The following is a 25,334-nucleotide window of genomic DNA, read 5'->3' on the forward strand; positions in this document are numbered from 1 at the left end:
AGACTTTAGGAGGTATTATGAAATTATTAGAAGAGCGCATCCTCAAGGATGGGCATATCTTGGGTGACAACATCCTCAAGGTAGATTCCTTTTTAACCCATCAAGTTGACTTTAGCTTGATGCGAGAGATTGGTAAGGTATTTGCGGAAAAATTCGCTGCTGCTGGCATTACCAAAGTTGTAACCATTGAAGCGTCAGGCATTGCCCCAGCCGTTTTTACAGCTGAAGCCTTAGATGTCCCCATGATTTTCGCCAAGAAAGCTAAAAACATCACCATGAATGAAGGAATCTTAACTGCCCAAGTCTACTCCTTTACCAAGCAGGTGACCAGCACCGTTTCCATCGCTGGAAAATTCCTCTCACCTGAGGACAAGGTCTTGATTATCGATGATTTCCTAGCAAATGGACAAGCTGCCAAAGGCTTGATCCAAATCATCGAACAAGCTGGAGCAAAAGTTGAAGCGATTGGCATCGTAATTGAAAAATCTTTCCAAGATGGTCGTGATTTGCTTGAAAAAGCAGGATATCCAGTCCTATCACTGGCTCGCTTGGATCGTTTTGAAAATGGTCAGGTCGTATTTAAGGAGGCAGATCTCTAATGCAAAAACAAGAAAAACACTCGCAAGCAGCCGTTCTTGGCTTGCAGCACTTACTAGCCATGTACTCAGGTTCTATCCTGGTTCCTATCATGATTGCGACAGCTCTTGGCTATTCAGCTGAGCAATTGACCTACCTAATCTCCACAGATATCTTCATGTGTGGGGTGGCCACCTTCCTCCAACTCCAACTCAACAAATACTTTGGGATTGGACTACCCGTCGTTCTCGGAGTTGCCTTCCAATCCGTCGCTCCTTTAATTATGATTGGACAAAGTCACGGTAGCGGAGCTATGTTTGGTGCCCTTATCGTTTCAGGGATTTATGTGGTTCTGATTTCAGGCATTTTCTCAAAAGTTGCCAATCTCTTCCCATCTATCGTAACAGGCTCTGTCATTACCACGATTGGTTTAACCTTGATTCCTGTCGCTATTGGAAATATGGGAAATAACGTCCCAGAGCCAACTGGTCAAAGTCTTTTGCTTGCAGCCATCACTGTTCTAATTATCCTCTTGATCAACATCTTTACCAAAGGATTTATCAAGTCTATCTCCATTTTGATTGGTCTGGTTGTTGGAACTGCCATTGCTGCTACTATGGGCTTGGTGGACTTCTCTCCTGTTGCGGCAGCACCGCTTGTCCATGTCCCAACTCCACTCTACTTTGGGATGCCAACCTTTGAAATCTCATCTATTGTCATGATGTGTATCATCGCAACGGTGTCTATGGTTGAGTCGACTGGTGTTTACCTAGCATTGTCTGATATCACGACAGACCCAATCGATAGCACGCGCCTGCGTAACGGTTACCGTGCAGAAGGTTTAGCCGTACTTCTCGGAGGAATCTTTAACACCTTCCCTTACACAGGATTTTCACAAAACGTTGGTTTGGTCAAATTATCAGGTATCAAAACCCGTCTGCCAATCTACTACGCAGCTGGTTTCCTAGTTCTCCTTGGACTCCTTCCTAAGTTTGGAGCCCTAGCTCAAATCATTCCGAGCCCTGTTCTTGGAGGGGCCATGCTGGTGATGTTTGGCTTTGTTTCCCTTCAAGGGATGCAAATCCTCGCCCGCGTTGACTTTGCTAACAATGAACACAACTTCCTTATCGCAGCGGTATCCATCGCTGCAGGTGTCGGACTCAACAATAGTAATCTCTTTGTCAGCATGCCGACAGCCTTCCAAATGTTCTTCTCAAATGGAATAGTCGTAGCCAGCCTACTGGCCATTGTACTCAATGCAGTATTAAACAGGAAGAAGAAATAAGAAAAAGAGGTGTGAGCCTCTTTTTTGTATATAGCTAATGAACAATCATTGTAAAAATAAATCAGCTAAAAATCCTTCTCTTAACATTTCTAAATTAAATACATTCGTAATATGGCTAAATGCTTCTGCTAGTGGTAAGTGGGCTGTTTTCCATCCTTGACCATCAGTAACCCAAACAAATTCAACATCGTCATCTGAGGTAATAACAAATTGACTTAATTCAGTAAATTCTCCAGCAACCGCTTTTAATTTACTTCCTCCTCCGCCATAGTAATTCGTTTCAATCAGCCAAACCTTATGTTTTTCTCGGGAATAAACTGCAACATCAAATCTTCTCTCAGACTTATCAACAGGTACTTTAATCCCCCACTTATCCTTAATAAATTGGGCTGTAGCTTGAGATTTCCATTCCAGTTTTTGTTCCTGAGAAATTTTTGCTACATGTCTCTCTAAAATCCCCTCCATGGTTGTTCCACTTCGGTTTTTTCGTGCATTGCTATCTAATCCAGTCTCTACTCCATAAACATAATCAACTAATGAACGATTAGCATGTTGTTGTAAAAAATTTAATAAACCAGATTGCTCAATAAATTTCATGTAATCATCTATTCTACTAGTGTCTATCGTTTTGAAATCCAATTGCTCAAAAGACATATTATCGTTTTCATCTATTGTTAAAACATCCAAAACTTTATCTCGACTTGCAATCAGACTAGGAATTGCTTTTAACAAATTGGGTTGTTTAGTGAATAAGTGTAATGCTTCTGAATAGATATCGTCTTTACCAATTAAGTAGTTTAATGTATTCAACTCTAGTTCATACTTCTTGGTCTCACGATTAACTTTCTCCCAGTTTACATAATACTCGGGAGTACGATTGGTTACTGAAAGAGTATTTAAAAATTGTTTTAATCGGTCTTCATATGAAGAAGAAATATATTTTTGTAAGTTCATTACCGACACTCCTTACACCAAGATTGATTTCTAATATTATCATTCCCCATGTTACGGTATCCAAAATCATCAATCGACTTTTCTTCACCACAATGAGGACATTTTCTCGTCACCATACCATTGTTATAGCCATCTGCATTAATTGTAACCTTTACCATTAATATATTCTCCTTTAACAATAATTTTTGTTATTATCTAATTCAATTCGGTCTTTCTCAATTTCATTTGTAAAGTACCATTCCTCTAATTCCTTCTTGTGAATAAATAGAGCCCCATTATTAAATGCATTTGATTTGACCAACCTTTTTAATTCTTTTTCGTTACCAAATAAAACTTCTACATACCTCCCAAAGCAATGCACACGTCCTTTATAATTCTTAGAACCAATAATTTTAGGGTAGTTCAATTCTTCAATAACAGCAATATAGCTAATTATATTAATTAATTCCTGAAAATTATACTTTCCTATACTATCTAATTCAAGCAATACTACTTTTAGGGAGTTGACTCCTCTCTCTATAACTTCATAATTAAAGTTATTCATTTTTGCTTCTGATATTTTACTCAATTTTCCATCATATATAAAATAATCTTTTAAAATAATATTAATACTAGTTAAAGGATGTTTTGCTATAGTTTTCAAAAATATATAAATAACGTTCTTTACTAAACTGACTTCATTTTTTGTTTCTAGGCATTTTCTTATGATTTCTTGACAAATTGTTTCAAATTTTACATCTTCATCCCGATACTGAATTAAACAGTCATATGAAGTTCTCTTCAAACGACTTTTTGTACTAGATGCTGTGGCTTTAAATCCATAATATTTTAAGATAATACCTTGCGGAGTCTCTAAAAATTTTGATTTTGGTAGTTCCTTATTTTGAATAGCTTTTGTGAAGCCCTCTTCATCTAGCTTTTGAATTAAATCAATTCCAAATTCCTTGTATGTAGCATATTCACCTGTTTGAAGCATAAGATTCTCTTTCAATTCTTTGTTTTGCAATTTTTAAATATTCTTTTTCAGCATCAATGCCTATAAATCTTCTACCTAAGCGTTTAGCAACCACTCCTGTTGTACCACTTCCCACAAACGGGTCTAAAATATAGTCTCCTTCTTTAGTAGAAGCCAAAATTATACGTTCCAATAAATATTCTGGTTTTTGTGTTGGATGCTTGCCAGCCCATTTCTCAGCTTTTTTCGTCAAGGCTCCTGTCCAAACATCTTTCATTTGCTTACCATCATTTAGCTCTTTCATCAAATCGTAATTGTAATAATGACGAGCTTTTTTATCGTTTTTTCTTGCCCATAAAATAGTTTCAGTAGAATGAGTAAAATAACGACAAGATAAGTTGGGGGCAGGGTTTGTTTTCTGCCAAGTAATATTATTTAGAATTTTAAAACCTTCTTGCTCTAATGCCATTCCAACTGAGTAAATATTATGCAGACTCCCTGAAATCCATATAGTCCCATTAGGTTTCAAAACTTCTTTTGCTAAACGTATCCATTTACGATTGAATTCGTGCTTTTCCTCAAAGGAAGAAATCTTATCCCAATCTCCTTTATCAACAGAAACAACTTGTCCCCCTGAATTAGATATTCCACCATTACTTAAAAAATATGGTGGGTCAGCAAAGATCATATCCATACTCTCTGGTTTCATTTTTGATAATAATTTAAACGTATCTGCATGAACAAGAATCATTTTGTCTTTATTATAGTATGGTTTTGTCATTAAAACACCCCCATACTTATATTCGTTAATTTTCATAATTTGTAACTATAATTTCAGAAATTTTTCCTCGACTTGAAGACTTAGCTCCATTTGTTCGTATAGCCTCTACATAATGGATATTAAAATCTCGATATAATTCCTCTACTAAATGACTCGATGAATTTGACAACATAACATAAGCACCTGCATCACTTAGTCTCCTAAATGTATCTCTTAATCTAACTTGATCATCATAAGAAAAACCTTCATGAGTGTACGATGTAAAAGCACTTGTATCAGATAATGGAATATACGGAGGATCGAAATAAATAAAATCTCCTTTTTGAACATTTAAGAGTGCATCCTCAAAATCGCCCGTTCTAATTTCTATTAGATTGTTATTTAGATAATCTGAAATAGCAAATATTAGCTCTTCATCAACAATTTTAGGATTCTTATAGCTACCGTATGGTACATTGAATTGATTTTTAGAATTCACTCGATATAAGCCATTAAAATCGACTCTTAGCATATATAGAATTCGAGCAGCTCTTTGGACATCGGACATATTGTTTATTCTATCATCACGATCAGCTGATCGTAATTGTAAGTAATAATCTTTTGAATTATTTTCCTGATGATACTTCAATAAGTCAATTAACTCCTGAGGATTATCCTTGATTTGTTGATAACAGTTGGTTAACTCAGAATTATAATCATTAATAACAGCCCTTTCAGGAGCTATATCAAAAAATAATGCCCCCCCTCCGATAAAAGGTTCATAATAATCATTATACGTTTCAGGCATAAGTTCTTTTATGATAGGTAATAATTGTCGTTTACCGCCTGTCCATTTAGTGAATGGTTGTAGAATAATTTTTTTCGTTTGTTCAATATTCATACTTAGTATTATACCACAGAAACATAACCATTAGCTTGGTATTTTACTACTCTTATAAATTTAAAATGAGTAGAATATATTTTTCCTACTCATTTATCTTTATATCCTTACCTGTCTGTCTTCTGACCGCTGGCCTGTGACAAACATGGTAAAGGTTGCCTTGCAGACATTTCTGCCTTCTTGATTGGTAACATCCACGTCCACGACACAGGTTGTGCGCCCATGATGAACACATTCTCCTTTAATGGTCAGCACATCGTCGAGTTTTCCTGCCTTGAGGTAGTTGATAGAGGACTGGAGTGTCACTCCATCAAGCCCTAGCGAGATAACCACCAAACCACTAATCTGGTCACAAAGGGTGAAGAGATAGCCACCATGGGCATTGCCATAGTAGTTGAGCGACGAGTCCACTACTTTTGTCGTCACCGCAACATGACCATCTCTCATTTTTTCTATTTTGTAATTTTCAAAGGCAGATATAGCATCAAAATGAAAATCTTTCATATTTTCCTCCTAAATTTCAAACACTATATCATACTACTACTTTTTACAAGACTAGGCAAGAATTATTCACTAGTCTGGTAAAATTCCGACCTGTTCTACAAAGCTCATAAAGGCTTCCTGTCCTTGTTCCGTCTGCTTGTAAACCCCCGCATCCTCCAAAACACGTGCAAAGATAGCACCCACAGAGTCCTTGACGATTTCAAGGGCTTTTTCTTTATCTGCTAGGTCCAGATATTGGGCTTTGAGTTGGTCTGCCCATTCCTGATGATTGTCAGCAACTATGTCACCATCTCCCACGAGGTAGCTAGCAACTTGCTCCACTTCTGCTTTCAGGCGTGGTGGCAAAATAGCCAAGCCCATGACCTCAATCAAGCCGATGTTTTCCTTCTTGATATGTTGAACATCCTTGTGGGGATGATAGATGCCATCCGGATGCTCTGCCGAAGTCTGATTGTCCCGCAAGACCAAGTCCAACTCAAACTGTCCATCACGCTTACGCGCAATCGGTGTGATAGTGTGATGCGGTCTCCCGTCTGTCTCTGCTAAAATCTGCACTGCAGGATCTGAATACTGACGCCATTCCTGTAAAATCTTGTCAGCCAAGTTGATCAAATCTTCTTTTGAATCCGAGGTCAAACGTAGCACTGACATAGGCCACTTGACAATCCCAGCCTTGACCAGATCAAAACCAGCAAATCGGAAAGCCTTTTGCAAAGGAGCCAATTCCATAGGAAATACGTGACGACCTCCCTGATAGTGATCATGAGTTAGAATAGACCCCCCCACAATTGGTAAGTCCGCATTTGAACCCGCAAAATAGCCTGGAAACTGCTCTACGATAGCTAGCAGGCGCTCAAAACTCTGACGACTAATGGCCATGGGACGGTGCTGGCCGTCTAAGAAAATACAGTGCTCATTAAAATAAGCATAGGGCGAATACTGAAAGCCCCACTCCTGACCAGCCATTTCAAAACGGATAATGCGGTGATTGCTGCGAGCTGGGTAGTTAACCCGACCATGATAGCCCTCATTCTCTAGACAAAGCTGACACTGGGGATAATGGCTAGCTTGCACCAACTTGGCTGCCGCAATCTCCTTTGGATCCTTTTCAGGTTTAGACAGATTGATAGTAATCTCCAGTTCACCGTAGTTAGATGGTACACGATAAGCAATATTTTTAGCAATATCCTTGAGCTTGATATAGTCGTTTTTCTGGCTGAGCTGGTAAAAATCCCCTATCGCCTGCTCAGGAGATTGGGCATAGGTTGTCCAAAAGTTACGATTAACCTGACTTGGACAAGGGGTTACCAAGTCCATCAGTTCAGCACCGAGGATTTCACGCGCAGTCTGACTATCCTCTATCGTCTCTAATCGAACCGCCTCCTCGACAAGCTGGTCCTTGAGGTCAATCAATTTATCCAGATCAGTCTCAACTTCCAAAACACCATCTCCTACTCGTGCCAAGACACGATTGGTTAGGTAGATTCGATCCATTTCCTCAAATGAACTTTCAGCAATGACTTCCGTGATAAATGCATCTAGAACTCCCTGACTCATTGATTCTCCTTCTTACTTTCTAAATAGTCTCTGACAGCATCTAAATCCTGAAAAACTTGTTCTGTTTTATTTAAGAAAGACTGTGCTGGCATTTTCAAGTCTGGAATACAAATAACTGGTATCCCAGCTCTATACGCTGCTTCAATCCCTGCTTCACTATCCTCTAGTACTAAGCAATTCTCTAGTAAAACATTCAAATCACTACAGGCCTTTAAAAATATATCAGGGTAAGGTTTGCTTCGCTTTACATCTTTTGCAAAAACTAGATGGTCAAATAAGGACAGTATACCATTACTATCCAAAATCATTCTAGCTCTAGATTCAACACTTGAAGTTGCTAAAGCGATTGGAATACCTTCTCTTTGCAAAAAAGCAAGCAAATTTTTAGCACCTTTTTTTAAATTTACACCTTTGGCTAATATTCGAGCTTCCAGTTCATAAACTTTTTCCAAGGTTTGGTCAAAGTTCCAAGGTAAATCATAGGTATCTAAAAATCGTTGAACATTCTCCTCTTCCCTATGTCCACTGTATTCTCTAGAATATGTTTCTTCTGTGAAAGGAATTCCAAAATCTTTAAGCAATTCTTGATAAACTTTTAGAGAAATGATCTCAGTATCAGCTAATAAGCCATCTAAATCAAATATTACAGCGTCCATTTACTTCTCTCCTAGTCTAAAACGCGACTGCCACCTGCAACTTCAGCGATATAGAAGCTTGGAGCATATCCAACTACTTCCTCGTAGTGCTTGCCTACAGCTTCCTTAAAGGCCTCAACAGCATCTTTTTGCACCAAGGCAATGGCACAGCCACCAAAACCTGCCCCTGTCATACGAGCACCCAGAACACCTTCTTGATCCCAAGCTGTATGAACAAGTGTGTCCAATTCCAAACCAGTTACTTCATAGTCATGTTCTAGAGAGACGTGAGAAGCATTCATCAAGCGACCAAATGTTTCCAAATCACCTGCTTGAAGTGCTGCTTGAGCTTTAAGAGTACGTTGGTTTTCAAGCACAGCATGGCGAGCACGTTTCAAACGATTTTCGTCTTTAATCAGGTAGCTGTATTGGTCAAAAGCCCACTCATCCAATTCACCCAAGGTCTGAATATCCATAGCAGCTTGCAATTCTTCCACAGCTTTTTCACACTCAGCACGGCGTTCATTGTACTTAGAGTCTGCTAGTTCACGACGTTTATTGGTGTTCATGATAACAACAACATTGTCCTTCAAATCAAGTGGCACCAAGTCGTATTCTAGAGTGTTGGTATCTAGGTAAATAGCACGTTGGTCTGCCCCCATACCGATGGCAAACTGGTCCATGATACCAGAGTTGACTCCGATAAAGTTATTTTCCGTTTGTTTTCCGATTTTAACCAAATCCAAACGGTCTAGTTTTAAACCAAAGAGATGCTCTGCCACAACCCCTGTCAAAAGTTCCAAAGATGCTGATGATGACAAACCTGAACCATTTGGGATATTCCCATAAACATAAAAATCAAACCCTTTGTCAATCACATGTCCAGCTTCTTGCAAGAAATGAAGAACCCCTTTTGGATAGTTGGTCCAGCTATGCTCTTTTTCAAATTTGAGGTCAGCTAGAGGAACTTCTATAATGCCCTTGTCCTCAAAGTTGGCTGAGTAGAAACGCAAGACTTGGTCGTCACGCTTGCGCGCTGCACCGTATGTCCCCAAAGAAATAGCAGCTGGAAAAACGTGCCCACCGTTGTAGTCCGTGTGTTCACCAATCAGATTGATACGACCTGGTGAAAAGAAAGTTTGGTCTGCTTCTTGACCAAAAACGGCAAGAAAGTCTTTGCGAAGGGCTTCAGCAGTAAGATGTTGTGTCATATGAATTCTCCTTTAACTGTCCGTTAAGTCACCTTATACTCAATGAAAATCAAAGAGCAAACTAGGAAACTAGCTGCAGGCTGTACTTGAGTACGGCAAGGCGACGTTGACGTGGTTTGAATTTGATTTTCGAAGAGTATTAACGTGTAATCGTTTTCTTCTATTGTATCCAAGGGATTTGCCAAGGTCAATCCTTTTTACTAAAATTTTACTAAATTATCAGTAAAAAGCAGAAAAATATGATATACTAATCTAAAAGGAGGAGGATTTATGGCTACCTTAAAAGACATTGCACAGCTAGCCTCTGTCTCTATCGCGACCGTATCTCGTGTCCTCAATCGCGACCAGAGTCTATCTGTTACAGAAGAAACCAGACACCGTATATTAACCGTTGCTGAAGAGCTGGGCTACACCAAGCATCTCAAGACAGGCGAATCCCACAAGCCCAAGCAAAAAATTGCCATTATCCAATGGGTCAGTGAACAAGGGGAGTTGGACGACCTCTACTACTACCAGATTCGTCTCGGTATTGAAAAAAGAGCCCAAGAGTTGGACTATGACATCTTGCGCTATTTTAATGACCATCCTTTTACATTAAGCGAGGAAGTGATTGGCATTCTCTGCATCGGAAAGTTCAGCCGAGCTCAGATTACTGCCTTTGAAGAATACCAAAAACCTTTAGTCTTTATAGACAGCGATACCCTCTCATTAGGTCATACCTGTATTATCACTGACTTTTACACTGCTGTAAAACAAGTTGTAGACCATTTCCTCAGCCAAGGGATAGACCGTATCGGGATTCTCACAGGTCTTGAGGAAACAACCGACCAGGAAGAAATTATCCAGGATAAGCGGCTAGAAAATTTCAAAGACATTACCCAAGCAAATGGTATATACCATGAAGAACTGGTCTTTCAGGGGAGCTTTACTGCCCAGTCTGGCTATGACTTGATGAAGGAGGCCATTCACAAGCTAGGAGAACAACTCCCACCAGCCTTTTTCGCTGCCAGCGATAGTTTAGCCATCGGTGCCCTTCGTGCCTTTCAAGAATCTGGAATTAGCCTACCAGACCGCGTCAGCCTCATTTCTTTTAACGACACTAGCCTGACCAAGCAGGTCTATCCTCCTCTTTCTAGCATTACCGTCTATACCGAGGAAATGGGCCGAGCAGGTATGGATATTCTTAACAAGGAAGTTCTCCACGGTCGGAAAATCCCTAGCTTGACTATGCTGGGAACCAGACTGACTTTGAGAGAAAGTACGAGGAATGAATAGGATAACAAAACGACCTCTAGCGAGATCGTTTTTCTAATGATGATGCCCATGCTTCTGCTCTAACTTTCTCACCCTCCGCTTATGTTGCGCGTGATTGCTTTGACTGCTGTCCACTTCAATAGTGATATTCTGCACGCCTCTTTCTTCTAAACATTGACGCACCACTTCTTTGGTCTCCATCATCTGTTCCCAGTCCTTAATACAAATGTGAACAATAGCATTATTCTCCAGACCGTCCATGGACCAAATACTAAGTTGATTGATACTTTTGACATTGGGTAGAGCCTCTAAATCCTTCTCCAAATCACTTGTCTCGACCCCTTCTGGCACAGCATCTAGGAAAATCTTCAGTGCGCTCCAAAAGCGAGGAATGGCTTTCGACAGAATAAAGATGGAAATAATAAGCGATAAGAGCGGATCAAGGATATACCAATCTGTAAATCGGAGGATAATCGCCATTAGAATGACAGCCAACCAACCAAGAGTATCTTCCAAAAAATGCAAGCTAAGAATTGACTCATTCTTTGTCTTTCCTTTACGAACTACCAGACTTGCTAGTACATTGATAACTACTGCAATGATTCCCAGCCAGAGGATACCATTTTCATTAACGGGTTGCGGGTGAACGATCTTTGTGACATTTTCCAAGATCACTAGGACAGACCCTATCATAAGAATCACAGCCGTTAGCATGGCCCCTAAAAGGCTGAAACGTTTGTAACCCAAGGTGTACTGCCTATCTTCTTCACGGTTTGAGATTGTTTCTAAAAGGGCTGAGATACCAATGGCTATAGCATCTCCCAAGTCATGAACAGAATCAGCAAGAACTGCACTCGAACCAAAGATTCCTCCTGCGATAAACTCAACAATCGCATAGCTTAAATTTAAGAAAAAAGCTAACCAGATAGATGTTTTAGAACTCATTTCTCTCCCTCCTTTGGTATAATGGGTATATACATACTTCTTTCATTTGTATTATCTAATAAAATCCAAAGAAAGGATAGAAGCAAACTGTCAGTCCTGTTCAGTTCTGAACAGTTTGTCACTAGTGTCTATATGACAAAAAGAGACCGTCGAGTCAGCAAGACGAAAAAATCCATCTACCAAGCTTTTTTACAACTTTTGAACGACAAGGGCTATGATGCCACTACTGTTCAGGATATCATTGACCTAGCAGATGTTGGGCGCTCCACTTTTTACTGTCACTACGAGAGTAAGGAACTCCTTTTAGATGAGCTCTGTCGCTACCTCTTTCATCATCTCTTTGAAAGGGAAGGACACTTGACTACCGAGGACTACCTCGCACATATCTTTTTACATTTTCAGAAAAACCAGGACCATGTCACCAGCCTCCTTTTTTCCAAAAACGACTACTTCCTACGCCAACTACACAAGGAGCTCGAACACCACGTTTATCCCATGGTGGCGGATGACTTGCAAGAGGCCTATCCAAACATTCCGGCCTCCTACCTCCAGCATTTTGTTGTGACGAACTTTATCGAGACCCTGACTTGGTGGCTAAAAAAAGGAAAATCCTATACCGAAAACCAAGTGGTGAAATTTTACCTTGATGTAATAGAGATGACCTCCTCTACAACTCCACTTGATAACTAAGCCTGTAACTCAGAAAGGAACCAACTATGTTAACTTCGATGATTCTAGGAATACTAACAATTGTACTAGCTCTCGCCTTCTCATTGCTTCACCTTGCTGCTGCTTTTTCAGCTATGAAACAAAAGAACTACAGTCTAGGAAATAAGTGCATTTTAGTTGGCAGTTGCCTCACCTCTCTGGCTCTAGCTATCTTTTACTTTGTCCCACTGGCAACCATTCTTCTATGGATTGTAGGTTCGATTATCGTCTGCTATGGTGCCTACTGGAACGGGCGACAGCAAGAAAATCAACATATATCGCACCACATTATTCGTATAACGAGTGCTATTGTCATTACGGTATTACTCATTTTGCTCTAACACAAAAAAAGGATCATCTGATCCTTTTTTTACTTTTTTAAGCGCTTTTTGCTGCCTTGCTCCACTGATACCACCAACTAGACTATTGATGAGATAAATTAGGTATTTCCCTTGGATTTGCAGGCTTTCTCCCCACCAGAGATAGATTGAAAAGACATTAGTAGCAGCCCAGAATATCCACTGTTCACGGTAAACAGCTGTCATGAGGATTTGCCCTACACCATTGGTCGCATCAGTGATAGAATCACGATAGGGACGATTAGCTCCGATAGACTGATAAATAAACCCAAAGGCCAACCACCAAAGAACACTAATAGAAAGATACTTTGTCCAACCCTTGCCGTCTAGTTTACGTGCGACAAACTCTTGTTGTTCTTTCTTAAACTGGGCTTGATAAATCCAAACCAAGAGACCAATTGGCTGCATAATTGTAAAATAGAGAGTTGTTAAAACCTCACCATAGAAGCCTTTTTGAAGGGCAAGCACCAGATAAATGATGGAATTAATCAAACCAAATAGGTAGTTACTAGCACGACCTTCAGCTTCTCAAAGAGCAGAAAAAAGGTTAGTAAGGCTTGAGAGATGAATCATTTTAAAGGCAAACAATTCCAACAAGACGTCATTATTGTCGCTGTTGGTTATTACCTACGTTACAATCTGAGCTATCGTGAAGTTCAGGAATTGCTTTATGACCGTGGAATAAATGTTTGTCACACTACGATTTATCGGTGGGTTCAAGAATACAGTAAAATCCTCTATCATCTCTGGAAAAAGAAAAATAAACAGTCCTTCTATTCGTGGAAAATGGATGAAACCTATATCAAAATTAAGGGGCGTTGGCATTATCTCTATCGAGCGATTGATGCGGACGGTTTAACATTGGATATCTGGTTACGAAAGAAACGTCGAGCGGACGATAACAGCTATAAGTTAGAAGATACCGCCTATCAAGAAGATAAAGCACGCAAAGCAGAAACCGAAGATAAGCTAGCTATTGAAGCAATGAGAAGCAAGTACACCACGCTATTGCTAGAAAATATGTTGCTAAGTCCGTTTGAAATGCAAGATACAAAAATCATGGCAGGATTGCAAGTCCATGTTTACCCCCTCTATGACGAACTGAAAGAATTAAGAGGGCTAAATAGTGTTAAAGACCACTTGTCTTATGTTGCCAGCAGACGTGAAGAATATTCTAAGCATAATATCGCACGCTACCTCAAAAAAGTCATTGAACAATATCTACCAACGGTTAAAAGGCAGGACTTAAACCATGAGTGAAGACTTAAAAACGATCAAAGAGCTGGCGGATGAGTTGAGTGTTACAAAACAAAATATTCAATATCACTACCAAAGGTTACCAAAAGAATTACAGCTTAAAAGTTCCAATGGGTCTAATCTAATAAATTCTAAAGCAGAAAAAATAATTTTAGGTAAAGTAGAAAGTAGTAGCAAATCAAGTAGCAAAGACCAACAAATAGAAAAACTAACTAATTTGTTAGACCAGTAACAACGATTAGCCTTGCAAGATAAAAAGTTGCTAGAAGAATACAAGGCGGAAAATGATAACATAAAAGCTCTCAAAATGTCCTCACAGGAAACAGAATTCAAACACTTAGACAATCAATATAAAGATGAAGTGAACGCTCTTAAAGAGAAGTTGGAAAATTTACAGGAACAAATCAAAGATCAAAAAAGGATAGAAGAACAAGAAAAACCAATAAAATGGTGGGGACTATGGCGAAAATAGATGATTCAGTTAAAAAGAAAGTTCCAGAATTGCGATTTAAAGGATTCACGGATGAATGGGAACAGCGTAAGTTGGGAGACGAAGTTCGAATAGTGATGGGACAGTCTCCTAATTCAGAAAATTATACTGATGATCCTAATGGGCGCTAAAAATGCGAAGACCTATGAAGACCTATTTTGTATTAGTCAAACAAAAAATCCAAAAGAAATGGTATATGATTATGACCATGAAACAAAGTAAAATCAAACCGAGTGATCTGAGGAAGCACCCGATGATCATGAAACGTTATTAAACACAAAAGTCACCCATGTGAGTTCTTGCCAGAAGCTGAAGTTAATCCTTCAACCTGGAAAACCCGCAGAGGTGACTTTTTCTATACATCTCGATTTTTCTGGCAATAATCATTAACCGATAAATATGTCTGTGAATCACCCAGTGACTCCGCTATGTCCATAATCCGCGGTGGTAGTAATCCAACTCGCTGGACAAGTTCGTGATTGCTGAACAATTCCCGTGGACTGCCGGCGAAGCCAAACTTCCCGTGTTCCATAACATACACCGACTCAAACTCGGCGGCGACCCAATCCATGTCATGGGTGATGGTCACAACTTGGTGGCCCGAATCAGCCAACTGATGGAAAATTGCGGTCAACTTGCGCCGGCTTTCCCAATCAAGCGACATCATCGGCTCATCAAATAAATAAATCGCCGGATCCACTGCCAAAACTGTGGCAACGCTCAACAGCTTGCGTTCCGACAATGACAGGTCATATGGACTTTCAGCTGTTTTATCATCCAAGCCAACTCTTTTTAGAGCCGCTAAAGCCCGCCTCGTAATCGTGTCGTGGTCATCCATGACCTGCGCGACACTCCACTCCACCTCTCGTTGAACGGTCGGGTTGAAAAGCTGATCGTCAGGATTCTGAAAAGTAATCCCAACCTTCAGTAACTTTTCGACTGGTTTAAGATCATTAAAATTTTCTCCATCGATCTTAATCACACCGGTTTGTGGTGTCAGCAAACCCGTCAACAATTTGAAGAGCGTTGATTTGCCGGCACCATTTTGGCCGACAATCGCCACCATCGGATCGGCGAAGTGTTTGTCTTCAACATCCAAGCTAAAGGACCGTTCCGGATAAGTGAACGTCAGGTGGCTCAGTTCAATTGTGGACATAACGAACCTCCTTCAGATCAGCGTAATTCACCGGATACCGGCCATCAGCCAAGTGCCAATCCATTTTTTGAGCAAGTTGCTGGATTGTCGGGGCTGGAATCTGCCAGTCAGCTGCCAAATGATTAAACACCTCACTCGGCCTGCCCTGGGCTACCATTTGACCCTCGTGCAGCACCCACACAACGTCAGCGACTTCGCACAAATCGTCAATTTCACTGGTGACAATGAAGACAGTCGTCTCTTTGACTTGGGCCAGCCATTGGAAAAATTGCCGGCGGCCAAGGGGATCCATCTCACTGGTCGGATCATCCATAATCAAAACAGCCGGATTAGCCACAATCGCCGTGGCAATTGCCAACCGCTGGATCTGACCACCGGAAAGGCTCTCGGGACGCAAATTCAGCTGTTCAATCAGCCCCATTTGCGTGGCAACTTCTTCAACCCGTTTTTGAATCAGTCCTTCAGCCATTCCCTGATTAATCAAGTCAAAGGCGATTTCATCGGCAACCGTGTCTGCCAACCCGCTTAGTTGGCCAGCTGGATTTTGCAGTACAACTCCATTCATGGCATTATAAACGGGCCAATTGTCAGACACTCGCTGGCCAAACATGTGCCAATCGCCCTCAATCTCAGCAGACACAATTTTGGGAATGACCCCTGCCAGCACACGGCACAAAGTCGATTTGCCGGAGTGGCTATTCCCGATAATCCCAACCACCTGGCCGGTATGAACCTCCGCGTTAATCTGACGCAGTTGTGGTTGCTCAGTACCCGGATAACGGGTGGTCAAATTTTCAATTACAATCCGTTTATCTTCGTCCATATCTTCCACCCAATCAATAAAATTGCCAATCCAGTCAGACCAATGTGCAGCGTCCGCGACAGGCGATACACGCGCTGGGAGGTTCTGACAGTCCGGTTGAGATTATCAAAACTTCTCAGTTGGAGAGAAATCGACCGCGTCATCGATTGATCCAAGGTCTTAATCACCAATGGAATTAGAACCGGCAGGACTGACTTTAATTTCTGAATCAACGTTTTTTGCGGATTGGTTCCGCGAACTTTTTGTGCCTGCTGGATTTTCCGCATATTGCGCATCATTTCCGGCAAAATATAACACACCGACATCAGAACGTAGACGGTTTTATAAGACAATCCGGACAGTTCCAAATAGGCCGCGTTTTCTGAAATACTCGTGGTCACCATAAAAAAGCCACTGGTCAAAATAATCACCAATACTCGACAACCCAGAGTGGTGGCGTAAATCAGGCCTTCTTTGTAGAACGACACCCCAAGCACAGAAAACAGCACAGTTTGATTCCGACTGTAAAATAACCCTTGGATGATCAGCATGGTGCAAATCAGAAACAGGCTGAATCCCAGCGCCTTAAAGGTGGTAGAATTCAATTTGGAAAATAACAATAGCAGTGTTGCGACAAGAATTAATCCGGCCTGAAGCAATAAATTCATACTGGCAAAGCTCAACAACGTCATGTCCAAGATGAACAAGAGCTTAGTAATCGGATCGATCACCTGGTACCACTTGAGCTTGACCCGTGGCGCTCCAGAAATCAATGTTTTATCAGTCATCATTTATCATCGCTAAAGAAGTGCACCATCCGCTTCGGCAGCTGACGATAGATGAAGAATGCCAGGTAGGCCACGCAGACTTTATCCAAAATATCCAAGACAAACTCATCTATAAATGAGGCCAGCCACACTGGTGCATGATTGGCGACCATTACCGCAAACAATGAGTCACCCCAAGCGATACCGGTCTGACCACCCCAAAAGATGACGTTGAGTGGCGTTGAAATGACAGCTGAAACGATGGCAATAATAATAGCAGAAACAAATACTCGTCGCGCTGACGAGAACCACCCATTGGCGTGCAAAACTCCTACAGCAATCCCAATTCCGATGCTGGTAATCGCATACACGGTTGAAATTGGCGATAAGGTCAGCCCATAGATCACGTTGTTGATGAAACCACTAATGGCACCGGCAACCGGCCCAGCCAACATGCTGGTAAGAAAGGTTCCCAAAGACCCCAGCCAAACGGGCAACTTTAACCCCTCCGCCAATGCTTTGGCAACATAGTTAATCCCCACGGCAGCGGGAATCAAAGTCATGGTGGCAGCACTTAACTTAAATTTCCACATACTAGTACGATGAATCGGTTCTGTTTTCATAATCTTCTCCTTTTGTTTTTAAAGAGCCGTGTCTGGATAGACTTTCGGACGCAACGCTCTATTATATATCTACTGAACTGTCTATACACAAGATTTCCATCCTTAGTCGACATGAGCTGGAAATCTTTATTTGTTAAGTAGTTCACAACACATTATACACCTATTTTGTGAATAGTCAAGTGTATTTACAGTAAAAATCTAGAAAATCCTGAAAATTTCCTCTTATTTTCCATTTAAAAATGAAAATCTTTATTTCTGGCACTAAAAATGCCCAGACAAGATTGTCTGAGCATTTTCTATATGGTCGTTTAGCAAAGTTGAGTTTAGCATTTTCAAGCTATTTCTTCAACAAACCTTGTTCTTGTAAAAACTCCTTGGCTACTTGTTCTGCTGACTTGCCTTCAACACCGACTTGGTAGTTGAGCTGGCTCATCTGGCTTTCCGTGATTTTACCAGCCAATTTATTGAGAACTGTCTCCAATTCAGGATGTTTCTTGAGAAGAGCTTCTTTCATGAGTGGCGCTCCTTGATAAGGTGGGAAGAGTTGCTTGTCATCCTCCAAGACCTGTAAGTCATAACGTGCCAACTCTGCATCCGTCGAATAGGCATCTGTGATTTGAATATCGCCTGACTGAATTGCCTGATAGCGAAGAGCCGGCTCCATGGTCGCTACGTTGAGATTGAGACCATACATTGATTGCAAGCCCTTATTTCCATCCTCACGATCATTAAACTCGAGAGTAAAACCGGCCTTCAACTGCCCTTCTACTTTTTTCAAATCCGAAATGGTCTTCAAGCCATATTCTTGAGCAATCTTTTTCGGAACAGCTACAGCGTAGGTATTTTGATAAGACATGGGTTTGAGATAGGCAAGATGATCTTGTTTGGCAATGCCATCACGCGCCACCTGATAAACCTGATCCGGCTCATGACTCACCTTGGGTGATGGCTGAAGCAAACTTTCAGTCACCGTACCGGTAAATTCAGGATAGATATCAATATCCCCTTTTTTCAGAGCTTCATAGAGGAAGCTTGTTTTCCCAAAATTCGGCTTAACAGTCGCAGTCATACTGGTATTTTCTTCAATCAACAATTTATACATATTAGCCAAAATTTCTGGTTCTGGACCCAATTTCCCAGCAATCACCAAGTTTTCTTTCTCTTTTTGAGCCAAGAGGGCTGGACTATAAGACAGACCGAGTAATATGGTCACCAAGGCAAAACCAGAGAAAATCGTCCGCAATTTTGCTTTTTCCATCACTTTTAGTAGGAAGTTAAAGGCAATGGCCAGCACTGCAGAAGAAAGGGCCCCAATCAAAATCAGACTAGTATTATTGCGGTCAATTCCCAAAAGGATAAAGGAACCCAGTCCCCCTGCACCAATCAAGGCTGCCAAGGTCGCCGTACCAATAATCAAGACCGCTGCCGTCCGAATCCCAGACATAATGACAGGCATGGCAAGTGGAATTTCAAACTTCTTGAGTCGCTCCCACCTGGTCATCCCAAAGGCAATCCCAGCCTCTTGTAGACTTGGATCAATCCCCTTTAGCCCAGTGATGGTATTTTGCAAAATCGGGAAAATCGCATAAATCACCAGAGCAGTCAAAGCAGGCAAGGTTCCAATTCCCATCAAGGGAATAAAGAGCCCCAACAAGGCCAGTGACGGGATAGTCTGGAAAATCCCTGCAATCTGCAAGACCCAGTCCGCCATCTTTTCATGATAACGAAGAAATACCGCTAAAGGGACTGCAATAAAAATAGCCAGCAACAAGGTCAAAAGCGACAACTGCAAATGTTGAGATAGAGCTGTTACCCAATCACCAAAACGATCCTGAAAAGTTGATATCAAATTAGTCATGAACACTACCTCCAAACAAGTCTGCTACAAAGTCTGTTGCAGGCGCTTTTAAAATGGTCTCAGGATTCGCCACCTGACGAATCTCTCCATCCTGCAAGACAGCAATACGGTCCGCCAATTTCAAAGCTTCATCCGTATCATGGGTCACAAAAATCGTTGTCATCCCAAACTCTTTATGCAATTCTTTCGTCAGAACCTGCAACTGTTTTCTCGAAATAGCATCCAAGGCTGAAAAAGGTTCATCCATGAGGAGAATCTTAGGCTGACCAATCATAGCACGGACAATGCCCACCCGTTGCTGTTCTCCACCAGATAATTCACTTGGAAGTCGATGCCCATACTCAGCCACTGGTAAACCAACCTTAGCCAAAAGCTCTTCTGTTTTCTTCGCTATTTCTTCCTTAGTCCAGCCCTTCATCTCCGGAATGAGAGCAATATTTTCCGCAACCGTTAGATTAGGAAAAAGAGCGATAGCCTGTAAAACATAACCAGTAGAAAGACGAAGCTCACGCTCATCATAGTCTTTGATGCGCTTGTTATCCATATAAATATTTCCATCAGTCGGTTCCAAGAGACGGTTAATCATCTTGATCATGGTCGTCTTACCGGACCCAGAAGGCCCAACTAAAACCATAAACTCCCCATTCTCAATCCGTAAATTAACATCTCTCAAAACATCTTTTTCTGTGTAACGTAGCGCTACATTTTTATATTCGATCATTATTTGTCCTCAATTTAAAATTTTCCTCGATTAGTCAAGTCCTCTACCTTAGGCATAACTTCCTTATTGTCCCAATGCTCCACAATCAAGCCATTCTCCAAACGGAAGATGTCATACTGAGCATAAGGCACCCCATCTATCTGAGTCTGTCCATAGCTGACCACATAATTTCCTTGTCCCAAAAGCTGGAAAACAAAGTCAAAAGTGACACTATGTTCAGCCACATAGTTTTTATAGGCCTGACTTCCTTGTCCAATCTCATGATTATGCTGAATCAAATCGTCTGCCACAAAATCTTCCCACAGATCAAGTTCCTTGTTTTGGAAAATTTCTGTCAAGAAACGGCGAACAGTTTTTTTATTTTCTGCTGTCTTATCCAAATCCTTGATCTTAAAATCTCCAAAAATCTGGTCTAATTGGCCGTTTTCAGGTGTTCGATAGTAGTCAATAACATCCCAATGCTCCACGATACGACCATTCTCATCCGCACGGAAAGTATCTGTCGTCACCCATTGAGCTTCCCCGCCATTGAGATATTGATGAACATGGACGAAGACTAGATTGCCGTCTTCAATAGTGCGAACAATTTTCATCTCACGCTCGGGATGGCGCTCAAAGAAATTTGCAAAGAAGGTCGCAAACCCTTCTTTCCCATCTGGCACTCCTGTCGAGTGTTGAATGTAGGTATCTCCTACAGACTGTGCCTGAGCCTCAGTAACACCTCCATCTTGAATGGCGTGAATGTATAGGTTGTGAGCATTTTTCACTTGTTTTGACACGATTTATTCCTCATTTGCTTGCTCTTTCAAATTTTCTAAAATACGTTCCTGATAACTTTCAAACTTCCGAATTTCTTCCTCAGAGAAACCTTTATAAAAAATAGCATCCAACTTTTGACTGACACGATGGCCAACTTCTCTCTGGGACCAACCTTGCTCTGTCAACTTGACATATTTCTTTCTCTTATCTATTCCACATGGGCTAATGATGACCAGGTTTTGCTCCTCAAGATTCTTTATCATGGTTGTTAGCGTATTGTTGGCGAGACCAGTCGCCAGCGCAATATCTGTCGCGGTTGCACAGCCAGTTTCACTATTCCATAACACCGTGAGAATCTTGCCCTGTTCACTCCGATAAAGAGCCTCAGGATCCTGACTCAATAACTTTTGAAAAATCCTCCCATTTAACAAACGAATATGATGGGCTACTAAATGACTATCCTTCATGATCCCTCCATTTTATTTCTATATCGAATTATATTCCATTGTAATACTTATCATTCCATCTGTCAACTATTTCGATTTAGAAATAATTTTCACCAACAAAAAAAATCTCCTACCTAGAGTAGAAGATCTTCACTATTTATTAACTTAATCTGCCATTTCGGACACCAAGGTTCGATGTTCCAGTGGTAGACTGCACATAACTAGCAAGAAGATGAATCCTGACTGTACCCAGAAGAGAGCCAAGTCAAAAATTCCATGTACAGCGACTACTGTAAGGAAGGAGAGATAAAGACCGATAAGTGGTCGTTTACCAGACTCCTGACTCATATCCATCATCATGTGAACCGGGATAACCGAAGAAATGGATAAGAGAATGGTTCCAATCAAACCATAACTCAAAATAGTATCAATGTAAAGACTATGCGCGTGTTCGTGGTAAGGTGCATGGATTCTCGGGAAAGAATTCATATAGGTCAGTGGACCCTCACCCCAAATCGGATTTTGCTTGAACAAAGTCATACCCGCATTCCAGATTGAAACACGCTCCTCCATTGAAGAATCTAGCGTTCCCATACGGACACCCAAATCGCTTGAGAAGAGGAAACAAAGGCCAATCCCGAAAACACCAATACTGAGCCAGAAGGCGCGCCAGTTTTTAATAGTTGTAAAGAGATAAATGATGGCACCAGCAATGATGGCAGGAAAGGCTGTTCTATTTTGCGTAAAATTCAAACCAAATAGATTCGCAAAACCTGCTAGCACACAAAAGACTTTCAACCATCTTAACTTCGTCGTTGTAAAGAGGTAAAAGGCAATCATGATACAGAAGCAACAAATGATCCCATAGTAGTTAGGATTAAAGAAGGTGACCTCTGCACGGTTCTGGTGCCATACTTGCATATTGGGCGAAAGAAAGGCATAGTTAAATTTCTTTACAATTTGGAAATGCTCCAAGGTAGCGAAAGCCGCAGAGAGCACACTACCAAACAAGATTGTCTGCAGTATCAGTCGAAAGAAAGCATGTGTCAGACGTTTCTGGTAAAAACTAAAGAAAATGAGGAAGAGAAACATCAGGAAAGATGCTGCTAGACCAAGCCAGTTCTTGGCGACGATGGAAATGATACTACTGTAGGCAATAAAAAAGAGAAGTACAGGATGTTTGGCTAATCCTTTGATAATTCCCTTCATCTCCCCAGTAACAAGTAAACCTATCAAATATAAAGCAAAGAGCGCTAAGAACAAATAAAAAGGTAAAAAGATACTTATGATCATCAGATATAAAAAGAAATCTTTTTTCGAAAGCCCTCTTATCTTATCCAGTAATCCAATTGATTTCAAAACGGATCCTTTCTGTTCTGGATTTCTCCAGAAGATAAATGCTAAACTATCTTTATATTCTACCATTTTTTCCGTCATTTGGGAACAATGAACACGTTATCAAAAAGAAAAAACTTTTACGGAAGTATCAAAGTATACTCTGTTATATTCAAAGACATTCCAGTCCAGTAGTTGCTAGAGAAAAAGAAGGAAACTTCTAAAAAAGGAAAAGCTATGGTAGAATATAATAAAGTTGAAAATAACTACTATTGAACGACAGTTAAAAAGGAAAATCAATGAAATCACACCAACTAGTCTACCAAATATTAGCTAGAGAAAACGATTATGTTAGCGGAGAAAAAATCGGAGAAGAACTGAATTTAAGCCGTACATCTATATGGAAAGCGATCCAACGTCTTCAACAAGAAGGCCTAGAAATTGACAGTATCAAAAATAGAGGATACAAGCTTATTCAAGGCGATCTGATATTGCCTGATTTGATTCAAGAGAACACCAACTTAACCATTCGCTACAAACCTGAGACAAAATCAACACAAACAGATGCAAAAGAAGGGATTGAGGCTGGAAACCAAGGAAACACACTCTATCTTTCAACCTGTCAAACAGCAGGTCGTGGCCGCTTTCAGCGCCCCTACTATTCCCCATCTCAGGGCGGGATCTATATGTCTCTGCATATTCAACCAAACCTTCCCTATGAAAAACTTCCATCCTATACTCTTCTTGTAGCAGCTGCAGTCTGCAAAGCCATTAAAAATCTAACTATGATAGAAGTCGATATCAAATGGGTAAATGACATCTACTTAAAAAATAAAAAGATAGCAGGTATCCTCACCGAAGCAATGACATCAGTTGAGACAGGCTTGGTTACAGATGTCATTATCGGACTTGGTATAAATTTTTCTATAGAAGACTTTCCAAAAGAACTAAAAGAAAAAGCAGGTAGCCTATTTATGCCACCTGCACCAATTAGTCGTAATGAGCTCATCAGCGAAATATGGAATTGTTTCTACAATACGGATTCAGATGAGCTACTTTATATCTATAAAGAAAGATCAATCGTTCTTGGAAAAGAAGTTACTTTCCAGCTAGACGGAAAATTTGAGAAAGGTCTTGCAAAAGAAATCTCAGAATCCGGCCAACTTCAAGTCGAATTTGAAGATAAACATACTATCTGGCTAAATAGCGGAGAAATATCACTAACAAGTTGGTAATAAACAAATCCCCCTTTTAACGATTTAGAAGGGGAATTTACATACAAAAAAAGAGCCTAACAGCTCTCTTAACGTACGGAGAATGGGGGATTCGAACCCCCGCGCCGGTTACCCGACCTAACGATTTAGCAAACCGTCCTCTTCAGCCTCTTGAGTAATTCTCCTATTAATGGGCACGAGTGGACTCGAACCACCGACCTCACGCTTATCAGGCGTGCGCTCTAACCACCTGAGCTACGCGCCCAAGTTCAAAAACTTGGTATGAACTTTCGTTCAAAGCGGGTGACGAGAATCGAACTCGCGACAACAGCTTGGAAGGCTGTAGTTTTACCACTAAACTACACCCGCTTAATAAAACAAAATATGGCGCGAGACGGAATCGAACCGCCGACACATGGAGCTTCAATCCATTGCTCTACCAACTGAGCTACCGAGCCAAATTGCGGGAGCAGGATTTGAACCTACGACCTTCGGGTTATGAGCCCGACGAGCTACCGAGCTGCTCCATCCCGCGTTAATATAAAAAGGAGGATGTGGGATTCGAACCCACGCACGCTTTTACACGCCTGACGGTTTTCAAGACCGTTCCCTTCAGCCGGACTTGGGTAATCCTCCATTATTTACAATGGACCTTGTAGGACTTGAACCTACGACCACTCGGTTATGAGCCGAGAGCTCTAACCAGCTGAGCTAAAGGTCCAACAAGATCAATATAGCGGCGAAGGGGATCGAACCCCCGACCTCCCGGGTATGAACCGGACGCTCTAGCCAGCTGAGCTACACCGCCATAAATCGGGAAGACAGGATTCGAACCTGCGACACCTTGGTCCCAAACCAAGTACTCTACCAAGCTGAGCTACTTCCCGCGTTAAATAAAAAAATGCACCCTAGAGGAGTCGAACCTCTAACCGCCTGATTCGTAGTCAGGTACTCTATCCAGTTGAGCTAAGGGTGCTCATCATTATATGCCGAGGACCGGAATCGAACCGGTACGATCGTTACCAATCGCAGGATTTTAAGTCCTGTGCGTCTGCCAGTTCCGCCACCCCGGCCTCTCTAAGCGAACGACGGGATTCGAACCCGCGACCCCCACCTTGGCAAGGTGGTGTTCTACCACTGAACTACGTTCGCATCGACCTCTTATTCTATATAAAAAAATGCCGGCTACATGACTTGAACACGCGACCCTCTGATTACAAATCAGATGCTCTACCAACTGAGCTAAGCCGGCTGATTTCTATTATGCGGGTTAAGGGACTTGAACCCCCACGCCCGTTAAGC

The 25,334-nt window shown here is 41.2% G+C and carries 28 protein-coding genes, 13 tRNA genes and 3 pseudogenes; 11 read left to right on the forward strand and 33 right to left on the reverse strand.

Annotated features, from left to right (window positions below; genetic code table 11):
• Positions 1–17 precede the first annotated feature (17 nt).
• Both HMPREF0849_RS07510 and HMPREF0849_RS07515 read left to right on the forward strand, forming a co-directional pair.
• On the forward strand, positions 18–599 hold the full coding sequence (locus tag HMPREF0849_RS07510; RefSeq protein ID WP_000770401.1) for a xanthine phosphoribosyltransferase: 582 nt from the start codon (positions 18–20) through the stop codon (positions 597–599).
• A complete protein-coding gene (locus HMPREF0849_RS07515; protein WP_001171651.1) occupies positions 599–1,861 on the forward strand; it encodes a nucleobase:cation symporter-2 family protein in 1,263 nt (420 codons plus the stop codon). The genes HMPREF0849_RS07510 and HMPREF0849_RS07515 overlap by 1 nt, the downstream gene beginning before the upstream one ends.
• 45 nt (positions 1,862–1,906) lie before the next feature.
• Here the strand turns inward: HMPREF0849_RS07515 and HMPREF0849_RS07520 are convergent, their stop codons facing one another.
• From HMPREF0849_RS07520 to HMPREF0849_RS07555, 9 genes are all read right to left on the reverse strand, one after another.
• On the reverse strand, positions 1,907–2,815 hold the full coding sequence (locus HMPREF0849_RS07520; protein WP_001053218.1) for a type II restriction endonuclease: 909 nt from the start codon (positions 2,813–2,815) through the stop codon (positions 1,907–1,909).
• Complete coding sequence (locus tag HMPREF0849_RS10575) at positions 2,815–2,973, reverse strand: hypothetical protein (protein ID WP_185756292.1); 159 nt, start codon at positions 2,971–2,973, stop codon at positions 2,815–2,817. Before HMPREF0849_RS10575 ends, HMPREF0849_RS07520 begins: the two co-directional genes overlap by 1 nt.
• 14 nt (positions 2,974–2,987) lie before the next feature.
• The gene (locus HMPREF0849_RS07525) at positions 2,988–3,791 is read right to left on the reverse strand and encodes a hypothetical protein (protein ID WP_000942050.1); all 804 of its coding nucleotides are present in this window, start codon (positions 3,789–3,791) and stop codon (positions 2,988–2,990) included.
• A complete protein-coding gene (locus HMPREF0849_RS07530; RefSeq protein WP_033605408.1) occupies positions 3,775–4,551 on the reverse strand; it encodes a DNA-methyltransferase in 777 nt (258 codons plus the stop codon). Before HMPREF0849_RS07530 ends, HMPREF0849_RS07525 begins: the two co-directional genes overlap by 17 nt.
• 25 nt (positions 4,552–4,576) lie before the next feature.
• On the reverse strand, positions 4,577–5,431 hold the full coding sequence (locus tag HMPREF0849_RS07535) for a DNA adenine methylase (RefSeq protein ID WP_001019677.1): 855 nt from the start codon (positions 5,429–5,431) through the stop codon (positions 4,577–4,579).
• Positions 5,432–5,530: 99 nt separating this feature from the next.
• The gene (locus HMPREF0849_RS07540) at positions 5,531–5,935 is read right to left on the reverse strand and encodes a PaaI family thioesterase (RefSeq protein WP_000651227.1); all 405 of its coding nucleotides are present in this window, start codon (positions 5,933–5,935) and stop codon (positions 5,531–5,533) included.
• Between the two features lie 69 nt (positions 5,936–6,004).
• Positions 6,005–7,492 (reverse strand): UDP-glucose--hexose-1-phosphate uridylyltransferase, encoded by a 1,488-nt coding sequence (locus HMPREF0849_RS07545; RefSeq protein WP_000077631.1) that lies wholly within the window; start codon positions 7,490–7,492, stop codon positions 6,005–6,007.
• Complete coding sequence (locus HMPREF0849_RS07550; protein ID WP_000340243.1) at positions 7,489–8,148, reverse strand: HAD family hydrolase; 660 nt, start codon at positions 8,146–8,148, stop codon at positions 7,489–7,491. The genes HMPREF0849_RS07545 and HMPREF0849_RS07550 overlap by 4 nt, the downstream gene beginning before the upstream one ends.
• 11 nt (positions 8,149–8,159) lie before the next feature.
• Positions 8,160–9,338, reverse strand: a complete 1,179-nt coding sequence (locus HMPREF0849_RS07555) for a galactokinase (RefSeq protein WP_000191958.1) — start codon at positions 9,336–9,338, stop codon at positions 8,160–8,162.
• A 270-nt stretch (positions 9,339–9,608) separates the two neighbouring features.
• Here HMPREF0849_RS07555 and galR point away from each other — a divergent pair, with 270 nt between their 5' ends.
• On the forward strand, positions 9,609–10,613 hold the full coding sequence (gene galR / locus HMPREF0849_RS07560) for a DNA-binding transcriptional regulator GalR (protein WP_000212533.1): 1,005 nt from the start codon (positions 9,609–9,611) through the stop codon (positions 10,611–10,613).
• 33 nt (positions 10,614–10,646) lie between these two features.
• Here the strand turns inward: galR and HMPREF0849_RS07565 are convergent, their stop codons facing one another.
• Positions 10,647–11,537 (reverse strand): cation diffusion facilitator family transporter, encoded by an 891-nt coding sequence (locus HMPREF0849_RS07565; protein WP_000095932.1) that lies wholly within the window; start codon positions 11,535–11,537, stop codon positions 10,647–10,649.
• A 132-nt stretch (positions 11,538–11,669) separates the two neighbouring features.
• On the opposite strand from HMPREF0849_RS07565, the gene HMPREF0849_RS07570 reads away from it, so the two are divergent.
• A complete protein-coding gene (locus HMPREF0849_RS07570; protein WP_000166619.1) occupies positions 11,670–12,227 on the forward strand; it encodes a TetR/AcrR family transcriptional regulator in 558 nt (185 codons plus the stop codon).
• A gap of 26 nt (positions 12,228–12,253) precedes the next feature.
• Positions 12,254–12,586, forward strand: coding sequence for a hypothetical protein (locus tag HMPREF0849_RS07575; protein WP_000958141.1), 333 nt, complete (start codon positions 12,254–12,256; stop codon positions 12,584–12,586).
• Positions 12,587–12,623: 37 nt separating this feature from the next.
• On the opposite strand, the pseudogene pnuC reads toward HMPREF0849_RS07575, so the two are convergent.
• Positions 12,624–13,129 (reverse strand): annotated as a pseudogene (gene pnuC, locus HMPREF0849_RS07580) (nicotinamide riboside transporter PnuC); the annotation flags it as partial.
• 39 nt (positions 13,130–13,168) lie between these two features.
• On the opposite strand from pnuC, the pseudogene HMPREF0849_RS10830 reads away from it, so the two are divergent.
• The 5 genes and pseudogenes from HMPREF0849_RS10830 to HMPREF0849_RS10590 all read left to right on the forward strand — a co-directional run.
• Positions 13,169–13,516: pseudogene (locus HMPREF0849_RS10830) on the forward strand (IS6 family transposase); the annotation flags it as partial.
• Positions 13,517–13,543: 27 nt separating this feature from the next.
• A pseudogene (locus tag HMPREF0849_RS10835) lies at positions 13,544–13,864 on the forward strand (DNA replication protein); the annotation flags it as partial.
• Positions 13,857–14,093, forward strand: a complete 237-nt coding sequence (locus tag HMPREF0849_RS07590) for a hypothetical protein (RefSeq protein WP_001287843.1) — start codon at positions 13,857–13,859, stop codon at positions 14,091–14,093. The pseudogene HMPREF0849_RS10835 and the gene HMPREF0849_RS07590, both read left to right, overlap by 8 nt.
• Positions 14,094–14,105: 12 nt before the next feature.
• A complete protein-coding gene (locus HMPREF0849_RS07595; protein WP_009013703.1) occupies positions 14,106–14,333 on the forward strand; it encodes a hypothetical protein in 228 nt (75 codons plus the stop codon).
• The gene (locus HMPREF0849_RS10590; protein ID WP_001062367.1) at positions 14,321–14,482 is read left to right on the forward strand and encodes a hypothetical protein; all 162 of its coding nucleotides are present in this window, start codon (positions 14,321–14,323) and stop codon (positions 14,480–14,482) included. Before HMPREF0849_RS07595 ends, HMPREF0849_RS10590 begins: the two co-directional genes overlap by 13 nt.
• Positions 14,483–14,706: 224 nt before the next feature.
• Here the strand turns inward: HMPREF0849_RS10590 and HMPREF0849_RS07605 are convergent, their stop codons facing one another.
• From HMPREF0849_RS07605 to HMPREF0849_RS07645, 9 genes are all read right to left on the reverse strand, one after another.
• The gene (locus HMPREF0849_RS07605) at positions 14,707–15,507 is read right to left on the reverse strand and encodes an energy-coupling factor ABC transporter ATP-binding protein (RefSeq protein WP_000103853.1); all 801 of its coding nucleotides are present in this window, start codon (positions 15,505–15,507) and stop codon (positions 14,707–14,709) included.
• Positions 15,494–16,330 (reverse strand): ABC transporter ATP-binding protein, encoded by an 837-nt coding sequence (locus HMPREF0849_RS07610; RefSeq protein WP_000343049.1) that lies wholly within the window; start codon positions 16,328–16,330, stop codon positions 15,494–15,496. The genes HMPREF0849_RS07605 and HMPREF0849_RS07610 overlap by 14 nt, the downstream gene beginning before the upstream one ends.
• Positions 16,306–17,097, reverse strand: a complete 792-nt coding sequence (locus HMPREF0849_RS07615; protein WP_198002046.1) for an energy-coupling factor transporter transmembrane component T — start codon at positions 17,095–17,097, stop codon at positions 16,306–16,308. Before HMPREF0849_RS07615 ends, HMPREF0849_RS07610 begins: the two co-directional genes overlap by 25 nt.
• A complete protein-coding gene (locus tag HMPREF0849_RS07620) occupies positions 17,097–17,699 on the reverse strand; it encodes a hypothetical protein (protein ID WP_000846126.1) in 603 nt (200 codons plus the stop codon). The genes HMPREF0849_RS07615 and HMPREF0849_RS07620 overlap by 1 nt, the downstream gene beginning before the upstream one ends.
• A 337-nt stretch (positions 17,700–18,036) precedes the next feature.
• A complete protein-coding gene (locus HMPREF0849_RS07625; RefSeq protein WP_000183020.1) occupies positions 18,037–19,557 on the reverse strand; it encodes an ABC transporter permease/substrate-binding protein in 1,521 nt (506 codons plus the stop codon).
• Entirely contained in the window at positions 19,550–20,278 is a 729-nt protein-coding gene (locus HMPREF0849_RS07630; protein WP_000575234.1) for an ATP-binding cassette domain-containing protein, read from the reverse strand. Before HMPREF0849_RS07630 ends, HMPREF0849_RS07625 begins: the two co-directional genes overlap by 8 nt.
• Before the next feature lie 14 nt (positions 20,279–20,292).
• Positions 20,293–21,057: a nuclear transport factor 2 family protein gene (locus HMPREF0849_RS07635; protein ID WP_000043864.1), complete on the reverse strand. Its 765-nt coding sequence runs from the start codon at positions 21,055–21,057 to the stop codon at positions 20,293–20,295.
• Between the two features lie 3 nt (positions 21,058–21,060).
• Complete coding sequence (locus HMPREF0849_RS07640; RefSeq protein WP_000655224.1) at positions 21,061–21,504, reverse strand: MarR family winged helix-turn-helix transcriptional regulator; 444 nt, start codon at positions 21,502–21,504, stop codon at positions 21,061–21,063.
• Between the two features lie 144 nt (positions 21,505–21,648).
• Positions 21,649–22,842 carry an O-antigen ligase family protein gene (locus HMPREF0849_RS07645; RefSeq protein WP_009013705.1) on the reverse strand — a complete coding sequence of 398 codons (1,194 nt, stop codon included), beginning with the start codon at positions 22,840–22,842 and terminating at the stop codon, positions 21,649–21,651.
• 275 nt (positions 22,843–23,117) lie between these two features.
• Between HMPREF0849_RS07645 and birA the strand changes: the two genes are divergently transcribed.
• The gene (gene birA, locus HMPREF0849_RS07650) at positions 23,118–24,053 is read left to right on the forward strand and encodes a bifunctional biotin--[acetyl-CoA-carboxylase] ligase/biotin operon repressor BirA (RefSeq protein ID WP_000835307.1); all 936 of its coding nucleotides are present in this window, start codon (positions 23,118–23,120) and stop codon (positions 24,051–24,053) included.
• A gap of 76 nt (positions 24,054–24,129) precedes the next feature.
• Here birA and HMPREF0849_RS07655 read toward each other — a convergent pair.
• From HMPREF0849_RS07655 to HMPREF0849_RS07715, 13 genes are all read right to left on the reverse strand, one after another.
• Positions 24,130–24,217 (reverse strand) — tRNA-Ser (locus HMPREF0849_RS07655).
• A 6-nt stretch (positions 24,218–24,223) separates the two neighbouring features.
• A tRNA-Ile gene (locus HMPREF0849_RS07660) sits at positions 24,224–24,297 on the reverse strand.
• A gap of 33 nt (positions 24,298–24,330) precedes the next feature.
• A tRNA-Gly gene (locus HMPREF0849_RS07665) sits at positions 24,331–24,401 on the reverse strand.
• Between the two features lie 16 nt (positions 24,402–24,417).
• Positions 24,418–24,490, reverse strand: a tRNA-Phe gene (locus HMPREF0849_RS07670).
• A 3-nt stretch (positions 24,491–24,493) separates the two neighbouring features.
• Positions 24,494–24,567 (reverse strand) — tRNA-Met (locus HMPREF0849_RS07675).
• An 11-nt stretch (positions 24,568–24,578) separates the two neighbouring features.
• Positions 24,579–24,668 (reverse strand) — tRNA-Ser (locus HMPREF0849_RS07680).
• Between the two features lie 11 nt (positions 24,669–24,679).
• A tRNA-Ile gene (locus tag HMPREF0849_RS07685) sits at positions 24,680–24,753 on the reverse strand.
• 13 nt (positions 24,754–24,766) lie between these two features.
• Positions 24,767–24,840 (reverse strand) — tRNA-Met (locus HMPREF0849_RS07690).
• A 5-nt stretch (positions 24,841–24,845) separates the two neighbouring features.
• Positions 24,846–24,919: transfer RNA gene (locus HMPREF0849_RS07695), tRNA-Pro, on the reverse strand.
• A 15-nt stretch (positions 24,920–24,934) separates the two neighbouring features.
• A tRNA-Arg gene (locus HMPREF0849_RS07700) sits at positions 24,935–25,008 on the reverse strand.
• A gap of 11 nt (positions 25,009–25,019) precedes the next feature.
• Positions 25,020–25,105, reverse strand: a tRNA-Leu gene (locus HMPREF0849_RS07705).
• 7 nt (positions 25,106–25,112) lie between these two features.
• Positions 25,113–25,184 (reverse strand) — tRNA-Gly (locus HMPREF0849_RS07710).
• Positions 25,185–25,211: 27 nt separating this feature from the next.
• Positions 25,212–25,284: transfer RNA gene (locus tag HMPREF0849_RS07715), tRNA-Thr, on the reverse strand.
• Between the last annotated feature and the right edge of the window lie 50 nt (positions 25,285–25,334).

Source organism: Streptococcus sp. C300 (assembly GCF_000187645.1).
Classification (GTDB): domain Bacteria; phylum Bacillota; class Bacilli; order Lactobacillales; family Streptococcaceae; genus Streptococcus; species Streptococcus oralis_CQ.

Excerpts from the sequence above, each read along its gene's own strand:
- HMPREF0849_RS07510 (WP_000770401.1), top strand. The coding sequence starts at position 18 with ATGAAATTATTAGAAGAGCGCATCCTCAAGGATGGGCATATCTTGGGT.
- HMPREF0849_RS07515 (WP_001171651.1), top strand. The coding sequence starts at position 599 with ATGCAAAAACAAGAAAAACACTCGCAAGCAGCCGTTCTTGGCTTGCAG.
- HMPREF0849_RS07520 (WP_001053218.1), bottom strand. The coding sequence starts at position 2,815 with ATGAACTTACAAAAATATATTTCTTCTTCATATGAAGACCGATTAAAA.
- HMPREF0849_RS10575 (WP_185756292.1), bottom strand. The coding sequence starts at position 2,973 with ATGGTAAAGGTTACAATTAATGCAGATGGCTATAACAATGGTATGGTG.
- HMPREF0849_RS07525 (WP_000942050.1), bottom strand. The coding sequence starts at position 3,791 with ATGCTTCAAACAGGTGAATATGCTACATACAAGGAATTTGGAATTGAT.
- HMPREF0849_RS07530 (WP_033605408.1), bottom strand. The coding sequence starts at position 4,551 with ATGACAAAACCATACTATAATAAAGACAAAATGATTCTTGTTCATGCA.
- HMPREF0849_RS07535 (WP_001019677.1), bottom strand. The coding sequence starts at position 5,431 with ATGAATATTGAACAAACGAAAAAAATTATTCTACAACCATTCACTAAA.
- HMPREF0849_RS07540 (WP_000651227.1), bottom strand. The coding sequence starts at position 5,935 with ATGAAAGATTTTCATTTTGATGCTATATCTGCCTTTGAAAATTACAAA.
- HMPREF0849_RS07545 (WP_000077631.1), bottom strand. The coding sequence starts at position 7,492 with ATGAGTCAGGGAGTTCTAGATGCATTTATCACGGAAGTCATTGCTGAA.
- HMPREF0849_RS07550 (WP_000340243.1), bottom strand. The coding sequence starts at position 8,148 with ATGGACGCTGTAATATTTGATTTAGATGGCTTATTAGCTGATACTGAG.
- HMPREF0849_RS07555 (WP_000191958.1), bottom strand. The coding sequence starts at position 9,338 with ATGACACAACATCTTACTGCTGAAGCCCTTCGCAAAGACTTTCTTGCC.
- galR (WP_000212533.1), top strand. The coding sequence starts at position 9,609 with ATGGCTACCTTAAAAGACATTGCACAGCTAGCCTCTGTCTCTATCGCG.
- HMPREF0849_RS07565 (WP_000095932.1), bottom strand. The coding sequence starts at position 11,537 with ATGAGTTCTAAAACATCTATCTGGTTAGCTTTTTTCTTAAATTTAAGC.
- HMPREF0849_RS07570 (WP_000166619.1), top strand. The coding sequence starts at position 11,670 with ATGACAAAAAGAGACCGTCGAGTCAGCAAGACGAAAAAATCCATCTAC.
- HMPREF0849_RS07575 (WP_000958141.1), top strand. The coding sequence starts at position 12,254 with ATGTTAACTTCGATGATTCTAGGAATACTAACAATTGTACTAGCTCTC.
- HMPREF0849_RS07590 (WP_001287843.1), top strand. The coding sequence starts at position 13,857 with ATGAGTGAAGACTTAAAAACGATCAAAGAGCTGGCGGATGAGTTGAGT.
- HMPREF0849_RS10590 (WP_001062367.1), top strand. The coding sequence starts at position 14,321 with ATGGCGAAAATAGATGATTCAGTTAAAAAGAAAGTTCCAGAATTGCGA.
- HMPREF0849_RS07605 (WP_000103853.1), bottom strand. The coding sequence starts at position 15,507 with ATGTCCACAATTGAACTGAGCCACCTGACGTTCACTTATCCGGAACGG.
- HMPREF0849_RS07610 (WP_000343049.1), bottom strand. The coding sequence starts at position 16,330 with ATGGACGAAGATAAACGGATTGTAATTGAAAATTTGACCACCCGTTAT.
- HMPREF0849_RS07615 (WP_198002046.1), bottom strand. The coding sequence starts at position 17,097 with ATGACTGATAAAACATTGATTTCTGGAGCGCCACGGGTCAAGCTCAAG.
- HMPREF0849_RS07620 (WP_000846126.1), bottom strand. The coding sequence starts at position 17,699 with ATGAAAACAGAACCGATTCATCGTACTAGTATGTGGAAATTTAAGTTA.
- HMPREF0849_RS07625 (WP_000183020.1), bottom strand. The coding sequence starts at position 19,557 with ATGACTAATTTGATATCAACTTTTCAGGATCGTTTTGGTGATTGGGTA.
- HMPREF0849_RS07630 (WP_000575234.1), bottom strand. The coding sequence starts at position 20,278 with ATGATCGAATATAAAAATGTAGCGCTACGTTACACAGAAAAAGATGTT.
- HMPREF0849_RS07640 (WP_000655224.1), bottom strand. The coding sequence starts at position 21,504 with ATGAAGGATAGTCATTTAGTAGCCCATCATATTCGTTTGTTAAATGGG.
- birA (WP_000835307.1), top strand. The coding sequence starts at position 23,118 with ATGAAATCACACCAACTAGTCTACCAAATATTAGCTAGAGAAAACGAT.